The 19,654-nt window shown below is 70.4% G+C and carries 26 protein-coding genes; 8 read left to right on the plus strand and 18 right to left on the minus strand.

All coding sequences use genetic code 11. The annotated features are described in order from the left end of the window. Nucleotides 1-26: 26 nt before the first annotated feature. The 15 genes from ACFPOE_RS00995 to dsrA all read right to left on the minus strand — a co-directional run bounded on the left by ACFPOE_RS00995 (nt 27) and on the right by dsrA (nt 12,695). Complete coding sequence (locus ACFPOE_RS00995; RefSeq protein ID WP_376848128.1) at nt 27-386, minus strand: hypothetical protein; 360 nt, start codon at nt 384-386, stop codon at nt 27-29. Nucleotides 387-397: 11 nt separating this feature from the next. Beyond that, nucleotides 398-751, minus strand: coding sequence for a TusE/DsrC/DsvC family sulfur relay protein (locus ACFPOE_RS01000; protein ID WP_376848129.1), 354 nt, complete (start codon nt 749-751; stop codon nt 398-400). Nucleotides 752-761: 10 nt separating this feature from the next. Beyond that, nucleotides 762-2,180, minus strand: coding sequence for a cobyrinate a,c-diamide synthase (locus ACFPOE_RS01005; protein ID WP_376848130.1), 1,419 nt, complete (start codon nt 2,178-2,180; stop codon nt 762-764). Beyond that, nucleotides 2,180-3,367: an NrfD/PsrC family molybdoenzyme membrane anchor subunit gene (gene nrfD, locus ACFPOE_RS01010; protein WP_376848131.1), complete on the minus strand. Its 1,188-nt coding sequence runs from the start codon at nt 3,365-3,367 to the stop codon at nt 2,180-2,182. Before nrfD ends, ACFPOE_RS01005 begins: the two co-directional genes overlap by 1 nt. Nucleotides 3,368-3,369: 2 nt before the next feature. Further along, a complete protein-coding gene (dsrO, locus tag ACFPOE_RS01015) occupies nt 3,370-4,146 on the minus strand; it encodes a sulfate reduction electron transfer complex DsrMKJOP subunit DsrO (RefSeq protein WP_376848132.1) in 777 nt (258 codons plus the stop codon). After that, a complete protein-coding gene (locus tag ACFPOE_RS01020) occupies nt 4,143-4,604 on the minus strand; it encodes a hypothetical protein (RefSeq protein ID WP_376848133.1) in 462 nt (153 codons plus the stop codon). The genes dsrO and ACFPOE_RS01020 overlap by 4 nt, the downstream gene beginning before the upstream one ends. Nucleotides 4,605-4,607: 3 nt before the next feature. Next, nucleotides 4,608-6,566 carry an NAD(P)-binding protein gene (locus ACFPOE_RS01025; RefSeq protein ID WP_376848134.1) on the minus strand — a complete coding sequence of 653 codons (1,959 nt, stop codon included), beginning with the start codon at nt 6,564-6,566 and terminating at the stop codon, nt 4,608-4,610. 23 nt (nt 6,567-6,589) lie between these two features. Further along, the gene (gene dsrK / locus ACFPOE_RS01030; RefSeq protein ID WP_376848135.1) at nt 6,590-8,086 is read right to left on the minus strand and encodes a sulfate reduction electron transfer complex DsrMKJOP subunit DsrK; all 1,497 of its coding nucleotides are present in this window, start codon (nt 8,084-8,086) and stop codon (nt 6,590-6,592) included. 13 nt (nt 8,087-8,099) lie between these two features. Continuing rightward, entirely contained in the window at nt 8,100-8,831 is a 732-nt protein-coding gene (locus ACFPOE_RS01035) for a respiratory nitrate reductase subunit gamma (protein ID WP_376848136.1), read from the minus strand. Nucleotides 8,832-8,862: 31 nt separating this feature from the next. Continuing rightward, on the minus strand, nt 8,863-9,195 hold the full coding sequence (locus ACFPOE_RS01040; protein WP_376848137.1) for a TusE/DsrC/DsvC family sulfur relay protein: 333 nt from the start codon (nt 9,193-9,195) through the stop codon (nt 8,863-8,865). Nucleotides 9,196-9,217: 22 nt separating this feature from the next. After that, on the minus strand, nt 9,218-9,520 hold the full coding sequence (gene tusB / locus ACFPOE_RS01045; protein ID WP_376848138.1) for a sulfurtransferase complex subunit TusB: 303 nt from the start codon (nt 9,518-9,520) through the stop codon (nt 9,218-9,220). Nucleotides 9,521-9,527: 7 nt separating this feature from the next. Further along, on the minus strand, nt 9,528-9,884 hold the full coding sequence (tusC, locus tag ACFPOE_RS01050) for a sulfurtransferase complex subunit TusC (protein ID WP_376848139.1): 357 nt from the start codon (nt 9,882-9,884) through the stop codon (nt 9,528-9,530). An 81-nt stretch (nt 9,885-9,965) separates the two neighbouring features. Then, on the minus strand, nt 9,966-10,325 hold the full coding sequence (gene tusD, locus ACFPOE_RS01055; protein WP_376848140.1) for a sulfurtransferase complex subunit TusD: 360 nt from the start codon (nt 10,323-10,325) through the stop codon (nt 9,966-9,968). A 2-nt stretch (nt 10,326-10,327) separates the two neighbouring features. Continuing rightward, nucleotides 10,328-11,401, minus strand: a complete 1,074-nt coding sequence (gene dsrB / locus ACFPOE_RS01060) for a dissimilatory-type sulfite reductase subunit beta (protein ID WP_376848141.1) — start codon at nt 11,399-11,401, stop codon at nt 10,328-10,330. Nucleotide 11,402: 1 nt separating this feature from the next. After that, the gene (dsrA, locus tag ACFPOE_RS01065; RefSeq protein ID WP_376848142.1) at nt 11,403-12,695 is read right to left on the minus strand and encodes a dissimilatory-type sulfite reductase subunit alpha; all 1,293 of its coding nucleotides are present in this window, start codon (nt 12,693-12,695) and stop codon (nt 11,403-11,405) included. A 218-nt stretch (nt 12,696-12,913) separates the two neighbouring features. Between dsrA and ACFPOE_RS01070 the strand changes: the two genes are divergently transcribed. From ACFPOE_RS01070 to ACFPOE_RS01105, 8 genes are read left to right on the plus strand one after another with little or no spacing between them, the layout of a single operon-like run. Beyond that, nucleotides 12,914-13,129 (plus strand): DUF6967 family protein, encoded by a 216-nt coding sequence (locus tag ACFPOE_RS01070; protein ID WP_376848143.1) that lies wholly within the window; start codon nt 12,914-12,916, stop codon nt 13,127-13,129. A gap of 5 nt (nt 13,130-13,134) precedes the next feature. Continuing rightward, nucleotides 13,135-13,746 carry a type I-MYXAN CRISPR-associated protein Cas6/Cmx6 gene (gene cas6, locus ACFPOE_RS01075; protein ID WP_376848144.1) on the plus strand — a complete coding sequence of 204 codons (612 nt, stop codon included), beginning with the start codon at nt 13,135-13,137 and terminating at the stop codon, nt 13,744-13,746. A 40-nt stretch (nt 13,747-13,786) separates the two neighbouring features. Next, nucleotides 13,787-14,116, plus strand: a complete 330-nt coding sequence (locus ACFPOE_RS01080) for a TusE/DsrC/DsvC family sulfur relay protein (protein ID WP_376848145.1) — start codon at nt 13,787-13,789, stop codon at nt 14,114-14,116. A gap of 10 nt (nt 14,117-14,126) precedes the next feature. After that, nucleotides 14,127-14,777: a hypothetical protein gene (locus ACFPOE_RS01085; RefSeq protein ID WP_376848146.1), complete on the plus strand. Its 651-nt coding sequence runs from the start codon at nt 14,127-14,129 to the stop codon at nt 14,775-14,777. 1 nt (nt 14,778) lies between these two features. Then, a complete protein-coding gene (locus tag ACFPOE_RS01090; protein ID WP_376848147.1) occupies nt 14,779-15,687 on the plus strand; it encodes a TauD/TfdA family dioxygenase in 909 nt (302 codons plus the stop codon). Then, nucleotides 15,672-17,144, plus strand: coding sequence for a 2Fe-2S iron-sulfur cluster-binding protein (locus ACFPOE_RS01095; protein WP_376848148.1), 1,473 nt, complete (start codon nt 15,672-15,674; stop codon nt 17,142-17,144). The genes ACFPOE_RS01090 and ACFPOE_RS01095 overlap by 16 nt, the downstream gene beginning before the upstream one ends. After that, nucleotides 17,141-17,500, plus strand: coding sequence for a S24 family peptidase (locus ACFPOE_RS01100; protein WP_376848149.1), 360 nt, complete (start codon nt 17,141-17,143; stop codon nt 17,498-17,500). Before ACFPOE_RS01095 ends, ACFPOE_RS01100 begins: the two co-directional genes overlap by 4 nt. Before the next feature lies 1 nt (nt 17,501). After that, nucleotides 17,502-17,717, plus strand: a complete 216-nt coding sequence (locus tag ACFPOE_RS01105; protein ID WP_376848150.1) for a hypothetical protein — start codon at nt 17,502-17,504, stop codon at nt 17,715-17,717. A gap of 2 nt (nt 17,718-17,719) precedes the next feature. Here the strand turns inward: ACFPOE_RS01105 and dsrE2 are convergent, their stop codons facing one another. The 3 genes from dsrE2 to ychF form a co-directional block, all read right to left on the minus strand. Further along, nucleotides 17,720-18,187: a sulfur carrier protein DsrE2 gene (gene dsrE2, locus ACFPOE_RS01110; protein WP_376848151.1), complete on the minus strand. Its 468-nt coding sequence runs from the start codon at nt 18,185-18,187 to the stop codon at nt 17,720-17,722. A 24-nt stretch (nt 18,188-18,211) separates the two neighbouring features. Continuing rightward, a complete protein-coding gene (locus ACFPOE_RS01115) occupies nt 18,212-18,439 on the minus strand; it encodes a sulfurtransferase TusA family protein (RefSeq protein WP_376848152.1) in 228 nt (75 codons plus the stop codon). Between the two features lie 123 nt (nt 18,440-18,562). Then, nucleotides 18,563-19,654: a redox-regulated ATPase YchF gene (gene ychF / locus ACFPOE_RS01120; RefSeq protein WP_376848153.1), complete on the minus strand. Its 1,092-nt coding sequence runs from the start codon at nt 19,652-19,654 to the stop codon at nt 18,563-18,565.

Below are 19,654 nucleotides of genomic sequence, written 5' to 3' on the forward strand. Positions count from 1 at the left end.
CTTGTCCTTCCAGCGTGGTTGGGGGGTCAGCTGCCGCAGCGGGAGCAACCGCCGCCGCCGCCGCAGGGGGTGGGCGGGCAGCCGCCGGCGGCCGGCCGCGCAAGCTCCTGCTCGGCAAAGATGAAGTCGGCGCGGCCGGGATCGATCTCGACGTAATCGAGCACCGTGCCCGCCAGCCACTCCCGGCTGGCCGCGCCGAGCAGCACCGTGAGCTCGCCGAACACCAGCACCTGGTCGTCCGGCGCCGGCGCATCGAAGCCCATGCCGTACCTCAGGCCGTCCGGCGTCGGCCGCGCCGCGACCCGCAGCGCCATGCCGGCGGCGTCGCTGCGCGCAGCGGCGGCGACGATCTCGCGCGCGGCGGAAGAAGTGACCTGGAATGCCATTGGTCGTCCTTTCAGTGTTCGCCCTTGGTCCGCAGCAGGCCGGCCAGCCGGTTGCCCTGCTTTTGCGGGCCGCCGGCCGGAAACATCTCGTGCAACGCGTGGTTGCTGCCGCGCTCCGGATCCCAGGCCTGCGAGAAGTGGCGGATCATCACGCGCACCTGGGCCTGCACGCCGTGCTCCTGCTCGTAATCGCGCAGGAAGCGGATCACCTCCCAGTGGGCCGGCGTCAACGCCAGGCCTTCCTCGCGCGCCAGCGCCCGCGCGAAGTCCTCGGACCAGTCCTGCCGGTTGCGCAGGTAGCCCTCCGGATCGGTGGGGATCTGCGCGTTGCCGACCGTGACGGTGCGCTGGATGACGGCGTTCATGCGAGGCTCCTCATTCGCTGGGGACCAGGTCGGCCTGCGGCCGTTGCGCGCGGGCGGCGCGGCAGGCCCGCACGTACGCGACGAAACGCGTGGCCCACTGCGAGCCGGCGCCCTGCCGCAGGTGGGTGTAAGAGGCCAGCAGGTTGTGCACCCGCACGCCGTCGTGGCGGCCGTCGACCCCGTGGCCGCGCGTCACCCGGTAGGCGAACGCGACGCCCGGCGCCAGGTTCTCCAGGCTGGAATGGTGGAACTCGTGCCCCATCACCACGCGCGGCGTCGCCGCCGCTCCAGGCACGGCCGGCCAGGGCATCGCCGCCGTCTCCTGCAGGTGGACGTAGCCACGGCCGACCGGCCGCTGCTGCATGACGGCGTCGCCCGGAATGACGCCGGCCATGCGCGCGGTGTAGCCGCGCCAGTGGACGCTGCGCGCCATGTACATCAGCCCGCCGCACTCGGCATAGGCCGGCAGCCCGGCCTCGATCGCCTCGCGCACGGCCGAGCGCAGCGAGACATTGGCCTCCAGTTCGGCCATGCAGGTCTCTGGAAAGCCGCCGCCGATGAACAGGCCGTCGGCACGCGGCAGCCGCGTGTCGCGCAGGCTGTCGAAGGGCACCAGCTGCGCGCCCGCCGCCTCCAGTGCCGCCAGGTCGTCCGGATAGTAGAAGGCGAAGGCGCGGTCGCGGGCGATAGCGATGCGCACGTCGGCCCGGCGGGCCGGGCCGTGCGCGGCCGCAGCGATGCCGGGTCCGGCCACAGCGGCGACGGCGCGGACGGCGTCCAGGTCCACCTGCTGGCCGATGATGCGGCCCATCGCCCGCACCCGCATCCCCGCGTCGTCCACTTCGCCGCAGGTCACCAGCCCGAGGTGGCGCTCGGTCATGGCCAGCCGGGCGTCCTCGGCCACCGCGCCCAGCACCGGGATGTCGGTGTAGTGCTCGATGGCGGCGCGCAGCTTGCCCTCGTGGCGGGCGCCACCGACCCGGTTCAGGATCACGCCGCCGATGCGGATGTCGCGCTCGAAGGCCTGGAAGCCGAGCAGCAGCGGCGCGATGCCGCGCGTCATGCCGCGGCTGTCCACCACCAGCAGCACCGGCAGGTCGAGCCGGCGCGCCAGCGCGGCGTTGCTGTTGCGGCCGTCCAGCGCCATGCCGTCGTGCAGCCCCTTGTTGCCTTCCACCAGCGCCAGCTCGGCGCTGCGCAGGCCGCCGGCGAAGCAGCGCACCAGCGCTGCATCGTCCATCAGGTAGGAATCCAGGTTGAGGCAGGGCCGGCCGGCCGCGTGCGCCAGCCACATCGGGTCGATGTAGTCCGGCCCCTTCTTGAACGGCTGCACCCGCACGCCGGCGGCGGCGAAGGCGGCGCACAGGCCCAGCGTGACCGTCGTCTTGCCCGACGACTTGTGGGGGGCGGAGACCAGCAGGCGGTCCATCAGGCGCCCTGCCCCTTGGCCGCCAGCTCGTCGCGCGGCAGCATGTCGAACAGCCGCGTCCCGACCAGGGCGATGAGAAAGGCCGCGCCCAGCCCGCCGACACCCAGCAGCAGTTCGGGCAGGCTCGGGAAGTACGAGGCCACCGCGCCGTCGCCGAAGCTGCTGCGCACCGCGTGGCCGGGGAAGATCTCCAGCGGGAAGGCCTGGCCGCCGACGATGAACACGTACAGCCAGGCGAAGGCGCCCAGGATCACCAGCAGCGCCGCGGCCAGCAGGCTGCGCTCACCGGCCAGCCGCGGCAGGAACACCAGCAGCAGCGGCAGCAGCGAGCCGGCCAGCACGTAGCCGGCCCAGAACAGCAGCGCATAGCGGCCGCCGCCGCCCTGCCCGAACAGGATGAAGGCCTCGAAGGCGCCGCGCCGCGCCTCATACAGCGCCGTCATGTGCTGCACGGCCACCAGGTAGAGCGAGGCGGCGACGAAGATGCCCAGCAGGCGCGCGAGCCGCTGGCGCACCGCATCCGGCATCCGGCGCCCCGCGCCGTGCAACAGTGCCGCCTGCGCCAGCAGGAACAGCGCCAGCCCCCAGGCCAGCGACAGCAGGATGAACAGCGGCGCCAGCAGCGCCGACTGGTAGGCCTGGCGCGCCACCAGGAAGCCGAAGATCGAGCCGGTGCCGGTGGTCAGCACGAAGCGCCAGACCAGGGCGGCGATGCCGGCGGCGCGGGTCCAGCGCGCCAGCGCCGGTTCGAACAGCGTCCACAGGTAGACCAGCACGATGGCCGCCATGCCGGAATACAGCACCACGTTCCAGGCGAACACCGAGCGCAGGTTGTAGTGGGTCATCGCCACCACGATCCGGTCCGGCCGGCCCAGGTCCAGCATCAGCACCATCAGGCCGCCGGCCAGCAGCGCCAGGCACAGCAGCCCCGACAGCCGGGCCCGCGGCTTGTAGGCCGCCTGGCCGAACACCGAGCCGACCGAGGCCACGTTCAGCACGCCGGAGGCGGCGACGATCATGAAGATCGCGAACACGTGCGGCAGCCCCCACACCACCTCGTTGCCCATGCCGGTGATGACGTGGCCGTGCAGCTCCATCGTGTGGGCCGCGGCCAGGCCGGCGCCGGCGACGATGGCGCCGAGGCCGGCCAGCAGCCAGAAGTTGCGGGTGGAAGCTGGCGTTTGCATGGCTAGAGGCCCAGGTAGCGCACGCCGGTGTCGAGCTTCAGGTCGGCCCGCAACTGGGTGGCGCTGACTTCGCGCACGCGGCGCGCGATCTCGCTGTCCGGGTCGTTCAGGTCGCCGAACAGGATGGCGTTGTGGCCGGCCCTGGCGCAGGCCTCGGCGCAGGCCGTGATTGTCTGGCCGCGGTCGAGCCGGTGCACGCACAGGGTGCAGCCTTCCACGCAGCCCTTGCCGCGCGGCACCTCCGGCTTCTGGTCGGCCAGCTCCTCGTGCACGAAGGAGCGCGCCTTGTACGGGCAGGCCATCACGCAGTAGCGGCAGCCGATGCAGGCGTGGCGGTCCACCAGCACGATGCCGTCGGCGCGCTTGAACGAGGCGCCGGTGGGGCAGACGTCGACGCAGGGCGGCTCGGCGCAGTGCTGGCACATCACCGGCGCCGACGCCGTGCGGCCGGTGCGCACTTCCTTGATCTCGATCTTGCGGATCCACTGGGGGTCGGTGCGCCGGCTGGGCGCGGCCACGCCGTTCTCGGTCCGGCAGGCGGTGACGCAGTCGTCGCAGCCGGGCGCGCAGCGGTTGGTGTCGATCAGCATGCCCCAGCGCACAGCGGGGCTGGCGCCGGCCGCCGGGCTTGCGGCCGGCGCGGCCTGGGCGATCTCCATCAGCCGGATGCCCGGCGCCAGCAGCACCCCGGCCATGCCGGCCGCGGCCACGCCCAGCCAGCCGCGCCGGCTCAGGCCGGCCTGGCCGTCATCGGCAGCGCTGCGCGGCTCGGCGTTCATCTGGATTCCCCCGGCCGGCCCTGCGCGCGCACCTGCGCCGCCAGCTGCAGCGCCCCGGCGGCGGCGGGGCCGGCGGGCACCAGCGGATGGAACGCGGTGCGCCCCGGCGCCGGCGTCGACGCGTGGCATTCGAAGCAGTCGATCTTGACGGCGGCGTAGCTGTGGCAGCTGACGCAGAAGTTGGTCTCGGCCTTGGCCACGCTGCCGGTCTGGACGCTGGCATGGCAGCCGATGCAGGCGTTGAGGCTGAACTGGCCGCCGCGCACGCCGGCGCGGACGGTGTCGTCGCGCTGGTGCCGGAGCAGGTCCATGTGGTTGCGCCGCATGAACGCCGGGTCCGCCACGCACTGGCCGCCCCTGGCCGCCGGCTCGATCACCGGACGCGGCGTGCGCGTGGCCACCTCGCCGCCGGCCAGGGTGGCCGCCAGCGCCAGCAGGACCGCCGCCACGGCGCGCATCGCCTATTCCCCCAGCCCCATCTGGATGTAGCCCGTGGGGCAGACATCCTTGCAGATGTGGCAGCCGATGCACTTGCTGTAGTCGGTGTCCACGTAGCGGCCGGTGGTCGACTTCGACTTGGGCACCTTGAACACCGCCGTCTGCGGGCAGTAGACGACGCAGTTGTCGCACTCGAAGCACTGGCCGCAACTCATGCAGCGCTTGGCCTCGGCCTGCGCCTGCGACTCCAGCAGCGGCAGCATGCGCTCCTCGAAGTTGTCCAGCGCCTGCTCCTTGCTCAGGGTCATGACCCGGCGCGTGTTGCGCGGCGTGTACTGGAAGTGGCCCAGGAACAGCTCGGTCGACGGGATGACGTAGCGGTCCGAGCGGTTCTCGTAGTTGTGGATGGCGCCCGGGCTCTGGTCGGTGCCGCGCAGCGGCGCCTCGACCTTGCCGCTGGGCAAGCCCTTTTCCGCCATCTTGCGCATCAGGTCGAAGGCGTGCACGTCGATCTTCGGCCGCTTGTCCAGCGGCTCGCTGCGCAGGTGGCGGTCGATGCCGTCGGCGGCGATGGCGCCATGGCCGATGGCGGTGGTCAGCAGGTGCGGGCGCACCACGTCGCCGCCCACGAACAGGCCCGGCTGGCCCTGCACCTGGTAGTTGCGGTCGGCGTTGATGCCGCCCTTGCCGTTGTCCAGGCTCTCCAGGCCGGAGAAGTCCACCGCCTGGCCGATGGCCGAGACGATCAGGTCGGCCTCGATGTCTTCCTCGGTGCCTTCGATCGGCTTGACCTCCAGCCGGCCGGCCACCAGCTTGGCCTCGCAGCGCGCCACCCGCAGCGCCGTGGCGCGGCCGTTGCCGTCGCGCAGCACCGCCACCGGCACCAGCCCGCCGCGGATCGCGATGCCCTCGGCCTGCGCCTGCTCGATCTCGTGCTTGTTGGCCTGCATCTTGTCGATGGCGAACACCGAGGTCAGCGTCACCTCCGCGCCCTGGCGGGCCGAGATGGAGGCCGCGTCGTGCGCCGCGTGGCCGGCGATCACCCGCTCGGGCAGGTCGCTCTCGTGCACGTGCTCGATGTGGCCGAGCCGGCGCGCGACGGTGGCGACGTCGATCGAGGTGTCGCCGCCGCCCACCACCACCACCCGCTTGCCGACGTGGCGCATGCGGCCGTCGTTGAAGGCCTTGAGGAAGGCCGTGGCCGTCACGCAGTTGGCGGCCTCGGCGCCCTCCACCGGCAGCGGCCGCCCGGCCTGCGCGCCCAGCCCCAGGAACAGCGCGTCGAACTCGCTGCGCAACTGCTCCAGCGTGACGTCCGTGCCGATGCGGCAGTTCATGTGCTTCTCGACCCCCAGGTCGAGGATGCGCTGGATCTCGGCATCGAGCACGGCGCGCGGCGTGCGGAAGCCCGGAATGCCGTAGCGCATCATCCCGCCCAGCTCGGCGCGCTCGTCGAAGATGGTGACCCAGTGGCCCTTGCGCGCCAGCTGGTAGGCCGCCGACAGGCCGGCCGGGCCGCCGCCGATCACCGCCACCTTCTTGCCGGTGCGCTCGGCCGGCGCCGCGAATCCCAGCTTGTGCTCGATCGCCCACTCGCCCAGGAAGTGCTCGACCGAGTTGATGCCGACGAAATCCTCGACCTCGTTGCGGTTGCAGCCCGACTCGCAGGGCGCGGGGCAGACCCGGCCCATCACCGCCGGCAGCGGATTGGCATCGGTCAGCCGGCGCCAGGCGTATTCCTGCCAGGCCATGCCGGCCGGCGGCTTCTCGATGCCGCGCACGATGTTCAGGTAGCCGCGGATGTCCTCGCCCGAGGGGCAGCTGCCCTGGCACGGCGGCGTGCTCTGCACGTAGGTCGGGCACTTGTGCGAGTGGTCGGCGTCGAAAATTTCCTGCTGCCAGGCCAGCGGCTTGCTGTCCCCGTCCTTGAAGCGGCGGAAGGTCAGCGGCTTGGCCGGCACGGAGGGATTGGCAAGTGACATCGGGGGTCTCCTGGAAACGGTTGTCAGTGCGGCTCGCCGAGGCGGATCGAGCGGCTCACCAGCTGGTGCACGCCGCCGACCATGCTCATGTCGAAGCCGTAGTACGGCAGCACCTTGCTGAACTGGGCCTTGCAGATGGCGCAGATGGTGGCCATGAAGTTCACGCCGTTGGCGTCGACCACGTGCTTGAGCGCTTCCATCCGCGGCAGCGCTCCCTTGACCCGCAGTTCCAGCAGGTCGTCGGTCAGCAGGCCGCCGCCGCCGCCGCAGCAGAAGGTGGAGGCGTGGATGGTTTCCGGCGCCATGTCGTGGAAGTTGTTGGCGACCGCCTTGATGATCTCGCGCGGGATCACGAACTGGCCGCCCGGCATGTCGCCCATCCGCGAGCCGCGCGCGACGTTGCACGAGTCGTGGAAGGTGATGATGCGGTCGTCGTTCTTGTCCTTGTCGAACTTCAGCGCGCCGCGCCGGATCAGGTCGTAGGTCATCTCGCAGATGTGCTGCGGCACCGGATAGCGCTGGTCCAGCCAGTCGAAGGGGCCCATCAGCGTGTTCCAGAAGCTGTAGGCGACGCGCCAGGCGTGGCCGCATTCGCCGACCACGATCCGCCGCACGCCCAGTTCCTGCGCCGCCTCCTTCACCCGCAGCGAGATGGTGCGCATCTGCTCGTAGTTGCCGATGAACAGGCCGAAGTTGCCCGCCTCGCTGGCCTTGGAGCTGAGCGTCCAGCGGATGCCGGCGGCGTGGAACACCTTGGCGTAGCCGATCAGGCTTTCCACGTGCGGCTCGGAGAAGAAGTCGGCCGAGGGCGTGACCAGCAGCACCTCGGCGCCCGCCTCGTCCAGCGGGAAGCGCACGTCCAGGCCGGTCTCTTCCTTGGTGTCCTCCTCCAGCCCGGCCAGCGTGTCGGCCAGCGCCGGCTCGGGGATGCCCAGGTTGTTGCCGATGCGGTGCACCTTGCCGATGATCTCGTTGGCGTACTTCTGGCCCAGGCCGACCGAGTCCATGATCTCGCGCGCCGCCATGGTGACTTCCGCCGTGTCGATGCCGTAGGGGCAGAACACCGAGCAGCGCCGGCATTCCGAGCACTGGTTGTAGTAGCTCCACCACTGGTCAAGCACGTCCCTGGTCATGTCGACGGCGCCCACCAGCCTGGGGAAATACTTGCCGGCGAAGGTGAAGTAGCGGCGGTAGACCGCGCGCATCAGGTCCTGCCGGGCCACCGGCATGTTCTTCGGATCGCCCGTGCCCAGGAAGTAGTGGCACTTGTCGGAGCAGGCGCCGCAATGGACGCAGGTGTCCATGTAGACCCGCAGCGAGCGGTACTTGCCCAGCAGCTCGCCCATCTTGGCGATCGCGCGCTGCTCCCAGCCGGCTTCCAGCTCCTTGGGGAACCCGATCGCGCCCTGGATCGCGGGGGAGGCCACGAACGGCTTGCTGTGCGCCATGGCGCCGACCGCCACCAGCGGGATCACCGGGTAGGGCTTGAGCTTGGGCGTCTCGAAGGCGGCGGTGGCCAAGTTGCGGCTCCTGTCAGTTGCGGCCCGGCCCGGCCGCCCAGGGCGTCAGGTGCCGCTGTTCGCGCGGGTTGTCGGCCTGGTTGCGGGTCGGGCTGAAGAACAGGCCGGGCGCGTGCAGCAGCTTGCTGATCGGGAAGATTGCCATCAGCAGCGCCACCAGCGCCAGGTGCAGCAGCAGCAGCGGGTCGGCCGGCAGCGGCTGCAGGTCCAGCCGCAGCAGGCCCAGCGTGAAGGCCTTCAGCGCCACGATGTCGGTGTGGCGGACGAAGCGCATCGCCAGCCCGCTCAGGCCGATCGCCAGCAGCAGCACCAGGTGCAGGTGGTCCGACGGCGTGGAGATGTAGCGCACCCGGTCCACCAGCCAGCGCCGGGCCCACAGGCCGGCCAGGCCCGCGACCATGGCGATGCCGGCGTAGGCGCCGACGGCCTGCACCAGCACCACCGGTTGCCAGACCGGCTGCTGGAAGTAGCGCAGGTGGCGCAGCAGCACCAGCAGCAGCGCGGCATGGAAGGTCCAGCCGAAGATCCAGGTCCACTTGCTGGAGCGGAACAGGCTTTCGAAGAACACCACCTCGCGCGCCAGCAGCAGCGCCACGCCGCGCTGCGTGGTCGGCGCCGGCGTGGTGGGGATCTTCAGCGGCGCCGGCGTGCGCAGGTACAGGCGCACGCGCAGCGCGACGCCGACCACCAGCGCGGCCGCCGCGGCGTACAGCAGGACCGCGTAGGCGACAGCCAGTGCCGGCATGGGTCGGGCCTCGGAACTCGGCGCGCGCGCGTCAGACGCAGCCGGTCGGCTTGGGCAGGCCGGCGATCTTGCAGGCCTGCTTGGCCGGGCCGTAGGGGAACAGCTCGTACAGGTACTTGCTGTTGCCCTTGTCCGGGCCGAGCTGCTTGCCGATCGCCTTGGTCAGCACGCGCACGGCCGGCGCGATCTGGTACTCGTTGTAGTAGTCGCGCAGGAAGTTCACGACCTCCCAGTGGCTGGGGCTCATCGCCACGTTCTCGAGCTGCGCGATCGCATCGGCGACCGCCTCGTTCCATTCCGACAGGTTGACGAGGTAGCCCTCCTCGTCGGTCTCGTAGCTGGTGCCGTTGATTTCGATTGCCATAGAAGTTCTCCAGTGATTCGGTTCAAAGCCAGGTCTGGCAATTGGGGTGGGAGGCGACCAGGTCGACGAAGCCGCCGTAGTCGACCGTTTCGATGCCGGGGAGGCAGCGCCGGGCCATCCCGCGCGCCTCCAGGTCCGGCAGCAGCGCGTAGACCTTCAGCCGGCCGAGCGCCTGCTGCAGTCCGCAGTCCGCCGCGGCTGCGACTGCGGTCGCGGCGTAGACCGCGTCCTCGATCAGCAGGACTGAGTGGCCATCGCGGGCGGTGCGCAGGCAGCTTTGCAGCGCGCTGGTCGCGGCCGGGGATTTGTTGACGATGTGCAGCATGGCGGCCTCAGAAGGAAAGGACCACGTCCTGGCTGGCCATCAGCTCGCCCAGCTCGGCGCGCGACAGCACGGTCACCGGAACCATCAGGTCGTCCTCGCCCAGGCCGCGGGCCTGCATCGACTCGCTCTCGACGTACAGCTTGTTGATGTCGTAGTCGTCCAGCGCCCGGTAGGTCGGCGAGAAATTCTTGATGCCGGTGGCCTTGCTGTCCTGGCCCTTAGCCAGCTGGTAGACGCCGTCGTCCAGGAACACCAGGCTGCAGTCCTGGTCGAAGGTGGCCGCGATCAGCACCACCTCCAGGCTTTCCAGCGCGTAGATGGTTCCGTACGGCGCCTTGCGGTTGACGAACATGAATCGTTTCATCGGGCCTCCCGCCGGGCCGCCCCAAGGCAGGCACGCGCCCCCTCGGGGGGCAGAGAACGAAGTGAACGTGGGGGCCTCATTTCAGTCTCCGAAGGTGACGAGGCGGTCGGTCTTGAGGCCGGCGTCCACCAGCTGGCCCAGGCCCGAGATGCGAAAGCCCGGCGCCAGCACCTCGTCCTTGATGCCGCGCCGCAGCGCCGCCGCGACGCAGACCACCAGGTCCACCTTGTGCTGCGCCGCCAGCGCCGACCAGCGGTTGACGATGTGGCGGTCGTCCTGCGGCGGCTCCGTCAGCCGGCTCGCGTTGTAGACGCCGTCGTGATAGAAGAACACGCGCCAGACCTCGTGGCCCCGGGCGATCGCCGCGGTGGCGAACTGCCAGGCCGTGTCCGCGGCCTGGTGGGTGTACGGTCCTTCGCTGACCATCAATGCGAACTTCATGGCTAGAAGCGGATGTGCGCCGAAGCGTTCAAGTTGGCGCGCGAGCCGCGCCAGTCGTCGATCAGGTACTTGGTGAAGGGCAGGTCGCACTTCTCGAAGAAGCGCGGCCAGCCGATGCGCTCAACCCAGTCGGCCACCCGCTCCCACGGGCGGGCGTCTTCCTTGTAGGTGTAGAGGATCTTCTTGACGATCTCCGACACCTCGGGCCAGCGCGGCGGGTTGTTCGGCAGGCCCGACGCCACCATCTTCATGAAGGTCGGCTTGCCGCGCGCATTGGAGTTCTTGCCGCCGACCCAGATGGCCAGCTTGGTGTGCTCCGGGTCGTTGATCTGCATCGGCGGGCACGGCGGGTAGCAGGCGCCGCAGCACATGCATTTCTTCTCGTCGATCTCCAGCGAGGGCTTGCCGTTGACCAGCGCCGGCCGGATCGCCGCCACCGGGCAGCGGGCCACCACGGCCGGGCGCTCGCAGACGTTGGCCACCAGGTCGTGGTTGATCTTGGGCGGCTTGGTGTGCTGTACGATGATCGCGATGTCGGCCTGGCCGCCGCAGTTGATCTCGCAGCAGGAGGTGGACAGGTGGACCCGGTTGGGCATGTCCTCGCGGATGAACTCGCTGTACAGGTCGTCCATCAGCGCCTTCACCGCGCCCGAGGCGTCGGTGCCCGGGATGTCGCAGTGCAGCCAGCCCTGGGTGTGGGCGATCATCGAGACCGAGTTGCCGGTGCCGCCGACCGGGAAGCCGCTGCTGCTGAGCGCCTCCACCAGCGGCGCGACCTTGGCCGGGTCGCTGACCATGTATTCGATGTTGGAGCGGATGGTGAAGCGCACGTGGCCGTCGGCGTAGGTGTCGGCGATGTCGCACAGCTTGCGGATGGTGTAGACGTCCATCTGGCGCTGGGTGCCGGCCCGCACCGTCCACACCTCGTCGCCGCTGTGCGAGACGTGGTGCAGCACGCCGGGCCGCGGCCGGTCGTGGTAGCGCCAGTTGCCGTAGTTCTTCAGCAGCGCCGGGTGCATGTACTGCCGGTTGTCCGGGCAGCCGCTTTCGATCGGGGTGCGATGCGCTTGCGCCATGTCAGGCCGCCTTCCTTGCGTTGATGCGGGCCACTTCGTCGTCCCAGCCGTCGGTGCGGACATAGGGATTGGTGCGCGGCGCCGAGACCATGTGGGGGTCGACGTCGATGCCGACGCCTTCCAGGAAATTGACCAGCCCGATGCGCTCGATCATCTCGCCGGTGCGCTCGTGCTCCAGCGCGTTCTCGGCGAAGAAGTCGATCACCCGCTGGCCCAGGTCGACCAGCGCGGCGTAGTCCTCTTCGGTCTTGAGCGGCAGGAAGGGAACGACCACGGTCCCCATCAGGTCGCCGATCTTGAGCGTGCGCTTGCCGCCGATCAGGATGGTGGCGCCGGTGTCGGTGCCGCGCGCCAGCGCGCCGGTCATGACGTTGATGCAGTGCATGCAGCGCACGCAGTCGCCGTTGTCGATCTCCAGCGCGTGCGTGTCGTTGACGGCGACGCTGGTGATCTTCGGGCCCTGGCGGACGTCCTTGATCTCCTTGAGCATGATCGCCTTGGTCGGGCAGCGCGTGACGACGTCGTTGACCAGTTCGTTCATGCCGTGCTTGTCGAACCACTTGCGCGCCAGCGCCTCGTCGGTGCGCATGTTGTCGCGCCAGGTGCCGATGACGGCCATGTCGGCGCGCTGGATCGAGTTCATGCAGTCGTTGGGGCAGCCCGAGAACTTGAACTTGAACTTGTAGGGCAGCGCCGGCCGGTGGATGTCGTCGACGAAGGTGTTGATCACGGTGCGGTGGGCCTTGGCCTCGTCGTAGCAGCTCTGCTCGCAGCGCGCGGCGCCGACGCAGCTCATGGACGTGCGCACCGCCGGCCCGGCGCCGCCCAGGTCGAAGCCCAGTTCGTTCAGCTCGTCGAAGGCGTCCTGCACCTTGTCGCTCTTGGCGCCCTGGAACATGATGTCGCCCGACTGGCCGTGGAAGGCGATCAGGCCGGAGCCGTGGCGCTCCCAGATGTCGCACATCTTGCGCAGCACGTCGCTGGTGTAGTGCATGCCCGGCGGCGGCTGCACCCGCAGCGTGTGGAACTCCGCCGCGTCCGGGAACACCGGCTTCTCGTGTTCGTCCTTGAGCTCGGTGAAGCGCGGGATCACGCCGCCGCCGTAGCCGAACACGCCGACCGTGCCGCCCTTCCAGTAGCCCTTCTTGGTGCGGTACGAGGTCTCGAGCTGGCCCATCAGGTCGACCATGTAGTCCTTGTCCTGGGCCAGCCGTTTCAGGCCGGTCACAAAACTGGGCCACGGTCCGCTCTCGAGTTCGTCGAGCATCGGGGTCTCGTGCATCTTCTTGGCCATCTGTGGTCTCCTTGGTGCGCCGTGTCGGAAGGCAAGCGTCGCTGTGGGGTCGGATATTGGCCGCGCTGCAGCCGGCCGGCTATCACCCTCGTTGAGTACTCACGATAGGACGCAAGGGGAAGTACGGCACTACCCGGATGGCGTATCCGCGGCTCCTCCCTCCCGGGGATGGACGGGCCGCGCCGGCTCGCGCTCAATGCGGCTTCGGAACCGCCCTCATGTCCAGCCTCCTTTCCCTCGCCAAGCTGCGCGTGCCCCTGGGCGGCCAGGAGGTGGAACTGCAGCAGATCGATTTCCCGGGCGGCGGCATGAGCCTGCTGCGCACGCGCATCCGCGAGCGCAGCCGCTTCACCGTGTTCGACATCGATCCCCTGACCGCTCGCCAGTGGGGCGAGGCGCTGCTGCAGTGGGCCGACTCCCAGCCGCAGGAATGACGGCGATGGCAGGTGAGCAGCGGGCCGGCATGGTCGACGTCACGTTCACGCTGGCGGGCGGCACCCTGCCGCGCGAGCACCGCAATGCGCTGGCCGCGGCGCTGGCGGCGCGGCTGCCCTGGCTGCAGGACGAAGAGCGCGCGGGCATCCACCGGCTCAACCTGGTCGCCGGCAACGGCGACACGGACATCGTGTCGCCGCGCACCCGGCTGGGGCTGCGCCTGCCGCGCGAACGCGCGGAGGCGGCCAGCATGCTCGCGGGCACCGACCTGGACGTCGGCGGCCACCGGCTGCACCTGGGGCCGGCGCGCCGGCGCGAGCTGCTGCCGCACGGCACCTTGTACGCGCACCTGGTCGCGACCGGGGCGGCCGACGAGGCGGCATTCCTGCAGCAGGTGGGGGCCGAACTGGCGGCGCTCGAGGTGCGCTGCCGGCCGATCTGCGGCCGCTGGCGGCCGGCCCAGGCGCCGGTCGTGACCGGCTGCAGCCTGATGCTCGACGGCCTGAGCCCCGAGCACGCGCTGCGGGTGATGGAACGCGGACTGGGCGGGCACCGCCGGCTCGGTTGCGGCCTGTTCGTGCCGCACCGCTCGGCCGCCCCGGTGGGCGGCGCCTGAAGCCCGCGACCGAGCAGACACATCGAAGGAGACTGGACCCATGGCCTACCTGATCGACGGCGACAGCGTCGAGACCGATGAACAGGGCTTCCTGCTGGAGCCGGATTACCGCGACGGCGCGGTGACGGCGATCGCCGCCGCCGAAGGCATCGCGCTGACCGACGCGCACTGGACGGTGGTGCGCTACCTGCGCGACCAGTACCGCGAGCACGGCCACACGCCGAACTTCCGCACCATGCTCAAGGAACTGTCGCAGCTGCTTCCGGGCTGCGACAGCAAGTCGCTGTACGACCTGTACCCGGCCGGCCCCGCCAAGCAGGGGGCCAAGGTCGCCGGCCTGCCGCAGCCGCTGGGCAAGGGCGGCTACTGAAGGCGCGGCGATGGCAGTGCGCAGTCCGCCCACCCCCCGGATCAAGAGCCACTGGTTCAAGCCCGGCCAGGGCCAGAGCGCGCAGCAGCAGGCCAGCGCCGCCGCCTTCACGGCCTGGCGGCTGGCGCGCCACATGCTGGACCGGATGCGGCATGCCGGCTTCGACATCGACATCGGGCCGCCCTACTTCGCCTTCCTGCGCGAGGTGCTGGGCTTCCTGGTGGTGCTGGCCGACCGCATCGCCCATGCGCGCCTCGCGCCGGCGCAACGCGAGGCCTTCACCGTGGCCATGGCGCGGCACCTGGCGCGCATCCTGCAAGACAGCGAGGACGACCTGCTGGGCCTGCCGCCCGCCGGCCAGCCGTCGCACGCCGACAGCTTCATCGACCTGGTCAACGAGCTGAGCGCGCATTACGCCGACTTCGGGCCCGACCCCACGGTTGCGGCCGACGACGCCGGCTTCCATCCCGGCTTCGCCTTCGTGCGCTACCTGGGCTGCCGGCTGGAACCGGTGCTGCCGGCCAAGGACCACCGCTGGGTGCTGGAGCAGGTGATGGCGGCCGAGGCGCCGGACGCCGTCACGCTGATGCAGCGGGCGCTGCGCGACCTGTTCGACCCGGCGCCCCGCACGGCGCGCCGCGCCGGCGTGAGCGGAGACTGAGATGGCGGACGTGGCCAACCCGTTCGACCCGGACCAGCAAGCGGCCTACCGGCACTGGCGCGCCTGGAAGCTCGCGCGGCTGGCCGCGCCCGAGCCCGCGCCATCGGTGGTGGAACTGCAGGACCCGCGCGCGCTGGCGCCGGCCGAGCGCGCGGCGCTGCTGGCGCGCATCGCCCGCGACGGCGTCGCCGTCTACCGCTCGCCGGTGCTGCCGGAAGATCCGGCGCTGCCCAAGCTGCTGGGCGCGCAGCTCGGGCTGCGCCGGCTGGACGCCAACTGGCTGGCCGAGGAGGACGGGATTTCGCGGATCGCGGTGTCGTCGGCGCAAGACGGCGCCGGCGGCTTCATCCCCTACACCGACCGCGCGATCGGCTGGCACACCGACGGCTACTACCACCCGCAGCAGCGGCGCATCCGCGGCATGGTGCTGCATTGCGTGCGCCCGGCCCGGGCCGGCGGCGAGAACGCGCTGCTCGATCCGGAGCTGGCCTACATCGCGCTGCGCGACGAATCGCCCGCCCATGTGAAGGCCTTGATGCGGCCCGATGCGATGACCATCCCGGCGCGTGACGACGCCGGCGGCGTGGCCCGGCCGGCGCAGGCCGGGCCGGTGTTCTCGCTCGACGAGGACGGCTGCCTGCACCTGCGCTACACCGCCCGCACCCGTTCGATCGAATGGCGGGACGATCCGCAGACCGGGGCCGCGGTGCAGGCGCTGCGCCGGCTGCTGGAGCGCTCGCCGTGGATCCGGCGCGTGCGGCTGCAGGCCGGCATGGGCATGATCGGCCACAACGTGCTGCACGACCGCAGCGCGTTCGAGGACGATCCGGCGCGCCCGCGGCTGCTGCTGCGCGCGCGCTTCCGGGACCGGGTGGAGCTGCCGGCGGAGGCTGCGTGGCGCAATGGGTGACGATCTGGCGGGCGGCGCAGCTGGTCGGCGTGCCGCGTTCGCAGCTGCAGCAGCGGGTGCGGGCCGGCGAGATCGGGCTGAGCGACGGGCTGGTCGCCACCCAGGACCTGCTGGCGCTCTATCCGCAGGCGCAGTTCGAGTCCGCCGGCATGGCCGACCGGGTCGGCCAGATCCGCGACGAGGCCTTCGGGCGGCGGGTGCGCGAACGGCTGCTGCCCAGCCAGGAGGTGCTGGCGCAGCGGCTGTTCCACCAGAGCCAGGAGCTGGCCGACGTGCAGCGCCACCTGCAGCACTACCACGCGCTGGTGATCGACTTGCGCACCCGGCTGCGGGCGCTGCTCGAGGAGGCGCCCGGTGACGCGCGCCTGCAGGACCTGGAGCGGCAGCTTGGCAGCGGGCTGGCGCGGGTGCTGGCCACCGCGCCGGTGGACGTGCTCGACGTGATGGACGACATGCTCAAGGTGGTGTCCGCCGAAGTGACGCTCCGGCCGAGCGGCCACCGCTTCACCGTGGAGGGACGCGACACGCTGCTGCAGGCCGGCTTGCGCGCCGGCCTGCACCTCAATTACGGCTGCGGCAACGGCAGCTGCGGCATGTGCAAGGTGCGCGTGATCTCGGGCGAGGTGCTGCGCACCCAGCACGCCGACTACCCGCTGTCGGAGGCGGAGAAGGCGCAGGGCTATGTGCTGGCCTGCGCCCACACGCCGGCCAGCAGCGAGCTCACGCTGGAGACGCTGGAGGCCGGCGGGCCGGCCGACATCCCGCAGCAGGAGCTGGTGGCGACGGTGCGCGCGCTGCAGCTGCTGGCACCTGACACGATGCAGCTGCACCTGCAGACGCCGCGCAGCCAGCGGCTGCGCTTCCTGGCCGGCCAGTCGGTCACGCTCGGCCTGGCCGCGGCGGAGGGCTGCCGGGCCGAGCATCCGATCGCCAGCTGCCCGTGCGACGACCGCAACCTGCATTTCCTCATCCCGCGCAACGCCGACGATCCGGTCGCCACCCGCCTGTTCGGCGGCGCGGTCCAGCGCGGCGATCCGGTCACGCTGTGGGGACCGGTGGGCGAGTTCAGCCTGGCCGACGGCGCGCTGCCGCTGGTGTTCGTGGCCTGCGACACCGGCTTCGCCCCGGTCAAGAGCCTGATCGAGCACGCGCTGTCGCTGGACGCGGCGCCGTCGATCACGCTGTTCTGGCTGGCCACCCGGCCGGACGGCCATTTCCTGGCCAACCAGTGCCGCGCGTGGTCGGCGGCGCTGGACCAGTTCGAGTCGACGCTGGTGACGCATGCCGACGCCGCGGAAGGCGCCGCGCAGATCGCCCGCTCCCTGCGCGCCGACCTGTTCCACATCGACTGCGCCTTCTACCTCGCCGGGCCCGGCCGCTTCGTCGACACGCTGGCCACCGAGCTGCATGCGGCCGGCGTGCCGGCCGCCCAGATCCACACCGAGGTGACGCCATGAGCTGCAGTTGTTCGGCCCCCGCGCCCGCCCCTTCCGACGCCGGCTGCAGCGGCGGCGAATCCTTCGTGCTGCGCGTGCTCGGCGACGCCATGGCGCCGGAATTCGCCGACGGCAACATCATCGTCATCGAACCCGACGGCGCGTTGCGCGACGGCAGCTACGTGCTGGCCATGCACGAGGGCGAGTGGACCTTCCGCCAGCTGCTGCGGCGCGGCGAAGGCTGGCTGCTGCACGCGCTCAATCCGGCACGGACGGACCTGCCCGACCTGCCGCTGCCCGACCTGTCCGCCGTCCACGGCGTGATCATCCAGCAAGCCGTCCCCGGACGGCGGCGACTCACCAGGAGCTATCTCTGACATGCCCTACTACGTCTTCGGCGTGAAGCCGTTCGCCCAGCTCGAGCAGCTGGGCCAGTGCGCCACCTTTCCCGAGGCCTCGGTCCAGGCGCGGGCCCTGCGCGCCGCGGAGCCGCCGGCCGGCCGGCGCATCAAGATCATCTTCGCCGACGATCCGCTGGCCGCCGAGGACCTGCTGCTGCAGGTGCGGCCGGCGCCGCCGGACGGCGACGACTGAGCCTAGATGAACAGGCAGACGTCGGTGTCGCCCGCGAAGCGCAGGAAGGTCGCGGCGCCGCCGTACTCGATGTTGTCGATGAACTGGTCCTTGGAGAACTCGAACAGGTCCACCGTCATCTGGCAGGCGATGAAGCCGACGTCGGCTTCCAGGCAGGCCGAGCGCAGTTCCTCCAGCGAGGCCACGCCCTTCTTCTTGATCTTGGCCTTCATCATGGAGGTGGCCATGGCTTCCATGCCGGGCAGCATCGATACCACCACCGGCATCGGCATCGGCATCGGCATGGCCGGATTGGCCAGCGGGCTGATGGCGATGTCGCCGAGGTCCTTGCGCAGCAGCTGCAGGCCGTAGAAGGTGAAGAAGATCTTCACGTCCCAGCCCATCGAGGCCGCGGTCGAGGCCAGGATCAGGGGCGGGTACGCCATGTCGAGCGTGCCCTTGGTGGCGATCAGCGCCATTTTTTTTGCCATGAATGACTCCCGGGGGCGCGGCGCTCAGGCCTTGCGCAGGAAGAAGACGAAGCGGCTGGCCTCGGTGGTGGACGCCAGCAGCGTGTTGCCGGTTTCCTCGGCGAAGGCCGCCATGTCGCAGACCGAGCCGGGGTCGGTGGCCACCACGCGCAGCACCTGGCCGGTGGCCATGTCGCGCAGCGACTTCTTGGTCCGCACGATCGGCATCGGGCAGCTCAGGCCCGAGGCGTCGAATTCCTTGTCGAAATGCATCGATGTCTCCCGCGCGGGCATGCGCCGCCGATACCGCTATTAGCGGAGATGGCGGGGACAGCGTCTATTACCGGGATGGGTAAGCCCGCATAGCCCATGCGGGTAGGGGTTGCGCGGCGGCGGCTAGACGTTGAACAGGAAGTTCATGACGTCGCCGTCCTTGACGACGTATTCCTTGCCTTCGCTGCGCATCTTGCCCGCGTCCTTGGCGCCCTGCTCGCCCTTGAAGGCGATGAAGTCGTCGAAGGCGATGGTCTGGGCGCGGATGTAGCCGCGTTCGAAGTCGGTGTGGATCACGCCGGCGGCCTGCGGCCCGGTCGCGCCCACCGCCACGGTCCAGGCCCGCACTTCCTTCACGCCGGCGGTGAAGTAGGTCTGCAGCCCCAGCAGCTTGAAGGCGGCACGGATCAGGCGGTTCAGGCCCGGCTCGTCCTGGCCGATCTCGGACAGGAACATCTTCTTGTCCTCGTCGCTCATGTCGGCCATCTCGGCTTCCATCTTGGCGCAGATCGCGACGACGGGGGCGTTCTGCTTGGCGGCATATTCGCGCAGCCGGTCCAGGTAGGGGTTGTTGTCGAACCCGTCCTCCGCCACGTTGGCCACGAACATCGCCGGCTTGGCGGTGATCAGGCACAGCGGCTTGACCAGCGGCTGGTCTTCCCTGCTGAATTCCAGCGCGCGCACCGGGATGCCCTGGTTCAGGGCGGCCTGGCAGCGCTCCAGGATGGCGACGATCTTGGCCGCCTCCTTGTCGCCCGAGCGCGCCGTCTTGTTGTGGCGGTGCAGCGCCTTTTCCACCGTGCCGAGGTCGGCCAGGCACAGCTCGGTCTGGATCACCTCGATGTCGCTCACCGGGTCCACCTTGCCGGCGACGTGGATCACGTTCTCGTCGTCGAAGCAGCGCACCACGTTGACGGTGGCGTCGGTTTCGCGGATATGGGCCAGGAACTGGTTGCCCAGCCCCTCGCCCTTGCTCGCGCCCGCCACCAGGCCGGCGATGTCGACGAATTCGACGATCGCCGGCACCACCCGCTCGGGTTTCACGATCGCCGCCAGCTGGTCCAGCCGCGGATCCGGCAGTTCCACCACGCCCACATTGGGTTCGATGGTGCAGAAGGGATAGTTCTCGGCGGCGATGCCGGCCTTGGTCAACGCATTGAACAAGGTGGACTTCCCGACGTTGGGCAGCCCTACAATGCCGCACTTCAAGCTCAT

The organism is Caenimonas terrae (assembly GCF_042655405.1).
GTDB classification, from domain to species: Bacteria; Pseudomonadota; Gammaproteobacteria; order Burkholderiales; family Burkholderiaceae_C; genus Ramlibacter; species Ramlibacter terrae_A.

Coding starts and splice junctions, on each gene's coding strand:
- nrfD (WP_376848131.1), bottom strand. CDS start 3,367: ATGCAAACGCCAGCTTCCACCCGCAACTTCTGGCTGCTGGCCGGCCTC.
- ACFPOE_RS01085 (WP_376848146.1), top strand. CDS start 14,127: ATGGCAGTGCGCAGTCCGCCCACCCCCCGGATCAAGAGCCACTGGTTC.
- ACFPOE_RS01020 (WP_376848133.1), bottom strand. CDS start 4,604: ATGCGCGCCGTGGCGGCGGTCCTGCTGGCGCTGGCGGCCACCCTGGCC.
- tusC (WP_376848139.1), bottom strand. CDS start 9,884: ATGAAACGATTCATGTTCGTCAACCGCAAGGCGCCGTACGGAACCATC.
- ACFPOE_RS01090 (WP_376848147.1), top strand. CDS start 14,779: ATGGCGGACGTGGCCAACCCGTTCGACCCGGACCAGCAAGCGGCCTAC.
- ACFPOE_RS01100 (WP_376848149.1), top strand. CDS start 17,141: ATGAGCTGCAGTTGTTCGGCCCCCGCGCCCGCCCCTTCCGACGCCGGC.
- ychF (WP_376848153.1), bottom strand. CDS start 19,654: ATGAGCTTGAAGTGCGGCATTGTAGGGCTGCCCAACGTCGGGAAGTCC.
- tusB (WP_376848138.1), bottom strand. CDS start 9,520: ATGCTGCACATCGTCAACAAATCCCCGGCCGCGACCAGCGCGCTGCAA.
- dsrB (WP_376848141.1), bottom strand. CDS start 11,401: ATGGCGCAAGCGCATCGCACCCCGATCGAAAGCGGCTGCCCGGACAAC.
- tusD (WP_376848140.1), bottom strand. CDS start 10,325: ATGAAGTTCGCATTGATGGTCAGCGAAGGACCGTACACCCACCAGGCC.
- ACFPOE_RS01070 (WP_376848143.1), top strand. CDS start 12,914: ATGTCCAGCCTCCTTTCCCTCGCCAAGCTGCGCGTGCCCCTGGGCGGC.
- dsrE2 (WP_376848151.1), bottom strand. CDS start 18,187: ATGGCAAAAAAAATGGCGCTGATCGCCACCAAGGGCACGCTCGACATG.
- ACFPOE_RS01005 (WP_376848130.1), bottom strand. CDS start 2,180: ATGGACCGCCTGCTGGTCTCCGCCCCCCACAAGTCGTCGGGCAAGACG.
- ACFPOE_RS01105 (WP_376848150.1), top strand. CDS start 17,502: ATGCCCTACTACGTCTTCGGCGTGAAGCCGTTCGCCCAGCTCGAGCAG.
- ACFPOE_RS00995 (WP_376848128.1), bottom strand. CDS start 386: ATGGCATTCCAGGTCACTTCTTCCGCCGCGCGCGAGATCGTCGCCGCC.
- ACFPOE_RS01000 (WP_376848129.1), bottom strand. CDS start 751: ATGAACGCCGTCATCCAGCGCACCGTCACGGTCGGCAACGCGCAGATC.
- dsrO (WP_376848132.1), bottom strand. CDS start 4,146: ATGAACGCCGAGCCGCGCAGCGCTGCCGATGACGGCCAGGCCGGCCTG.
- ACFPOE_RS01080 (WP_376848145.1), top strand. CDS start 13,787: ATGGCCTACCTGATCGACGGCGACAGCGTCGAGACCGATGAACAGGGC.
- ACFPOE_RS01035 (WP_376848136.1), bottom strand. CDS start 8,831: ATGCCGGCACTGGCTGTCGCCTACGCGGTCCTGCTGTACGCCGCGGCG.
- ACFPOE_RS01040 (WP_376848137.1), bottom strand. CDS start 9,195: ATGGCAATCGAAATCAACGGCACCAGCTACGAGACCGACGAGGAGGGC.
- cas6 (WP_376848144.1), top strand. CDS start 13,135: ATGGCAGGTGAGCAGCGGGCCGGCATGGTCGACGTCACGTTCACGCTG.
- dsrA (WP_376848142.1), bottom strand. CDS start 12,695: ATGGCCAAGAAGATGCACGAGACCCCGATGCTCGACGAACTCGAGAGC.
- ACFPOE_RS01025 (WP_376848134.1), bottom strand. CDS start 6,566: ATGTCACTTGCCAATCCCTCCGTGCCGGCCAAGCCGCTGACCTTCCGC.
- ACFPOE_RS01115 (WP_376848152.1), bottom strand. CDS start 18,439: ATGCATTTCGACAAGGAATTCGACGCCTCGGGCCTGAGCTGCCCGATG.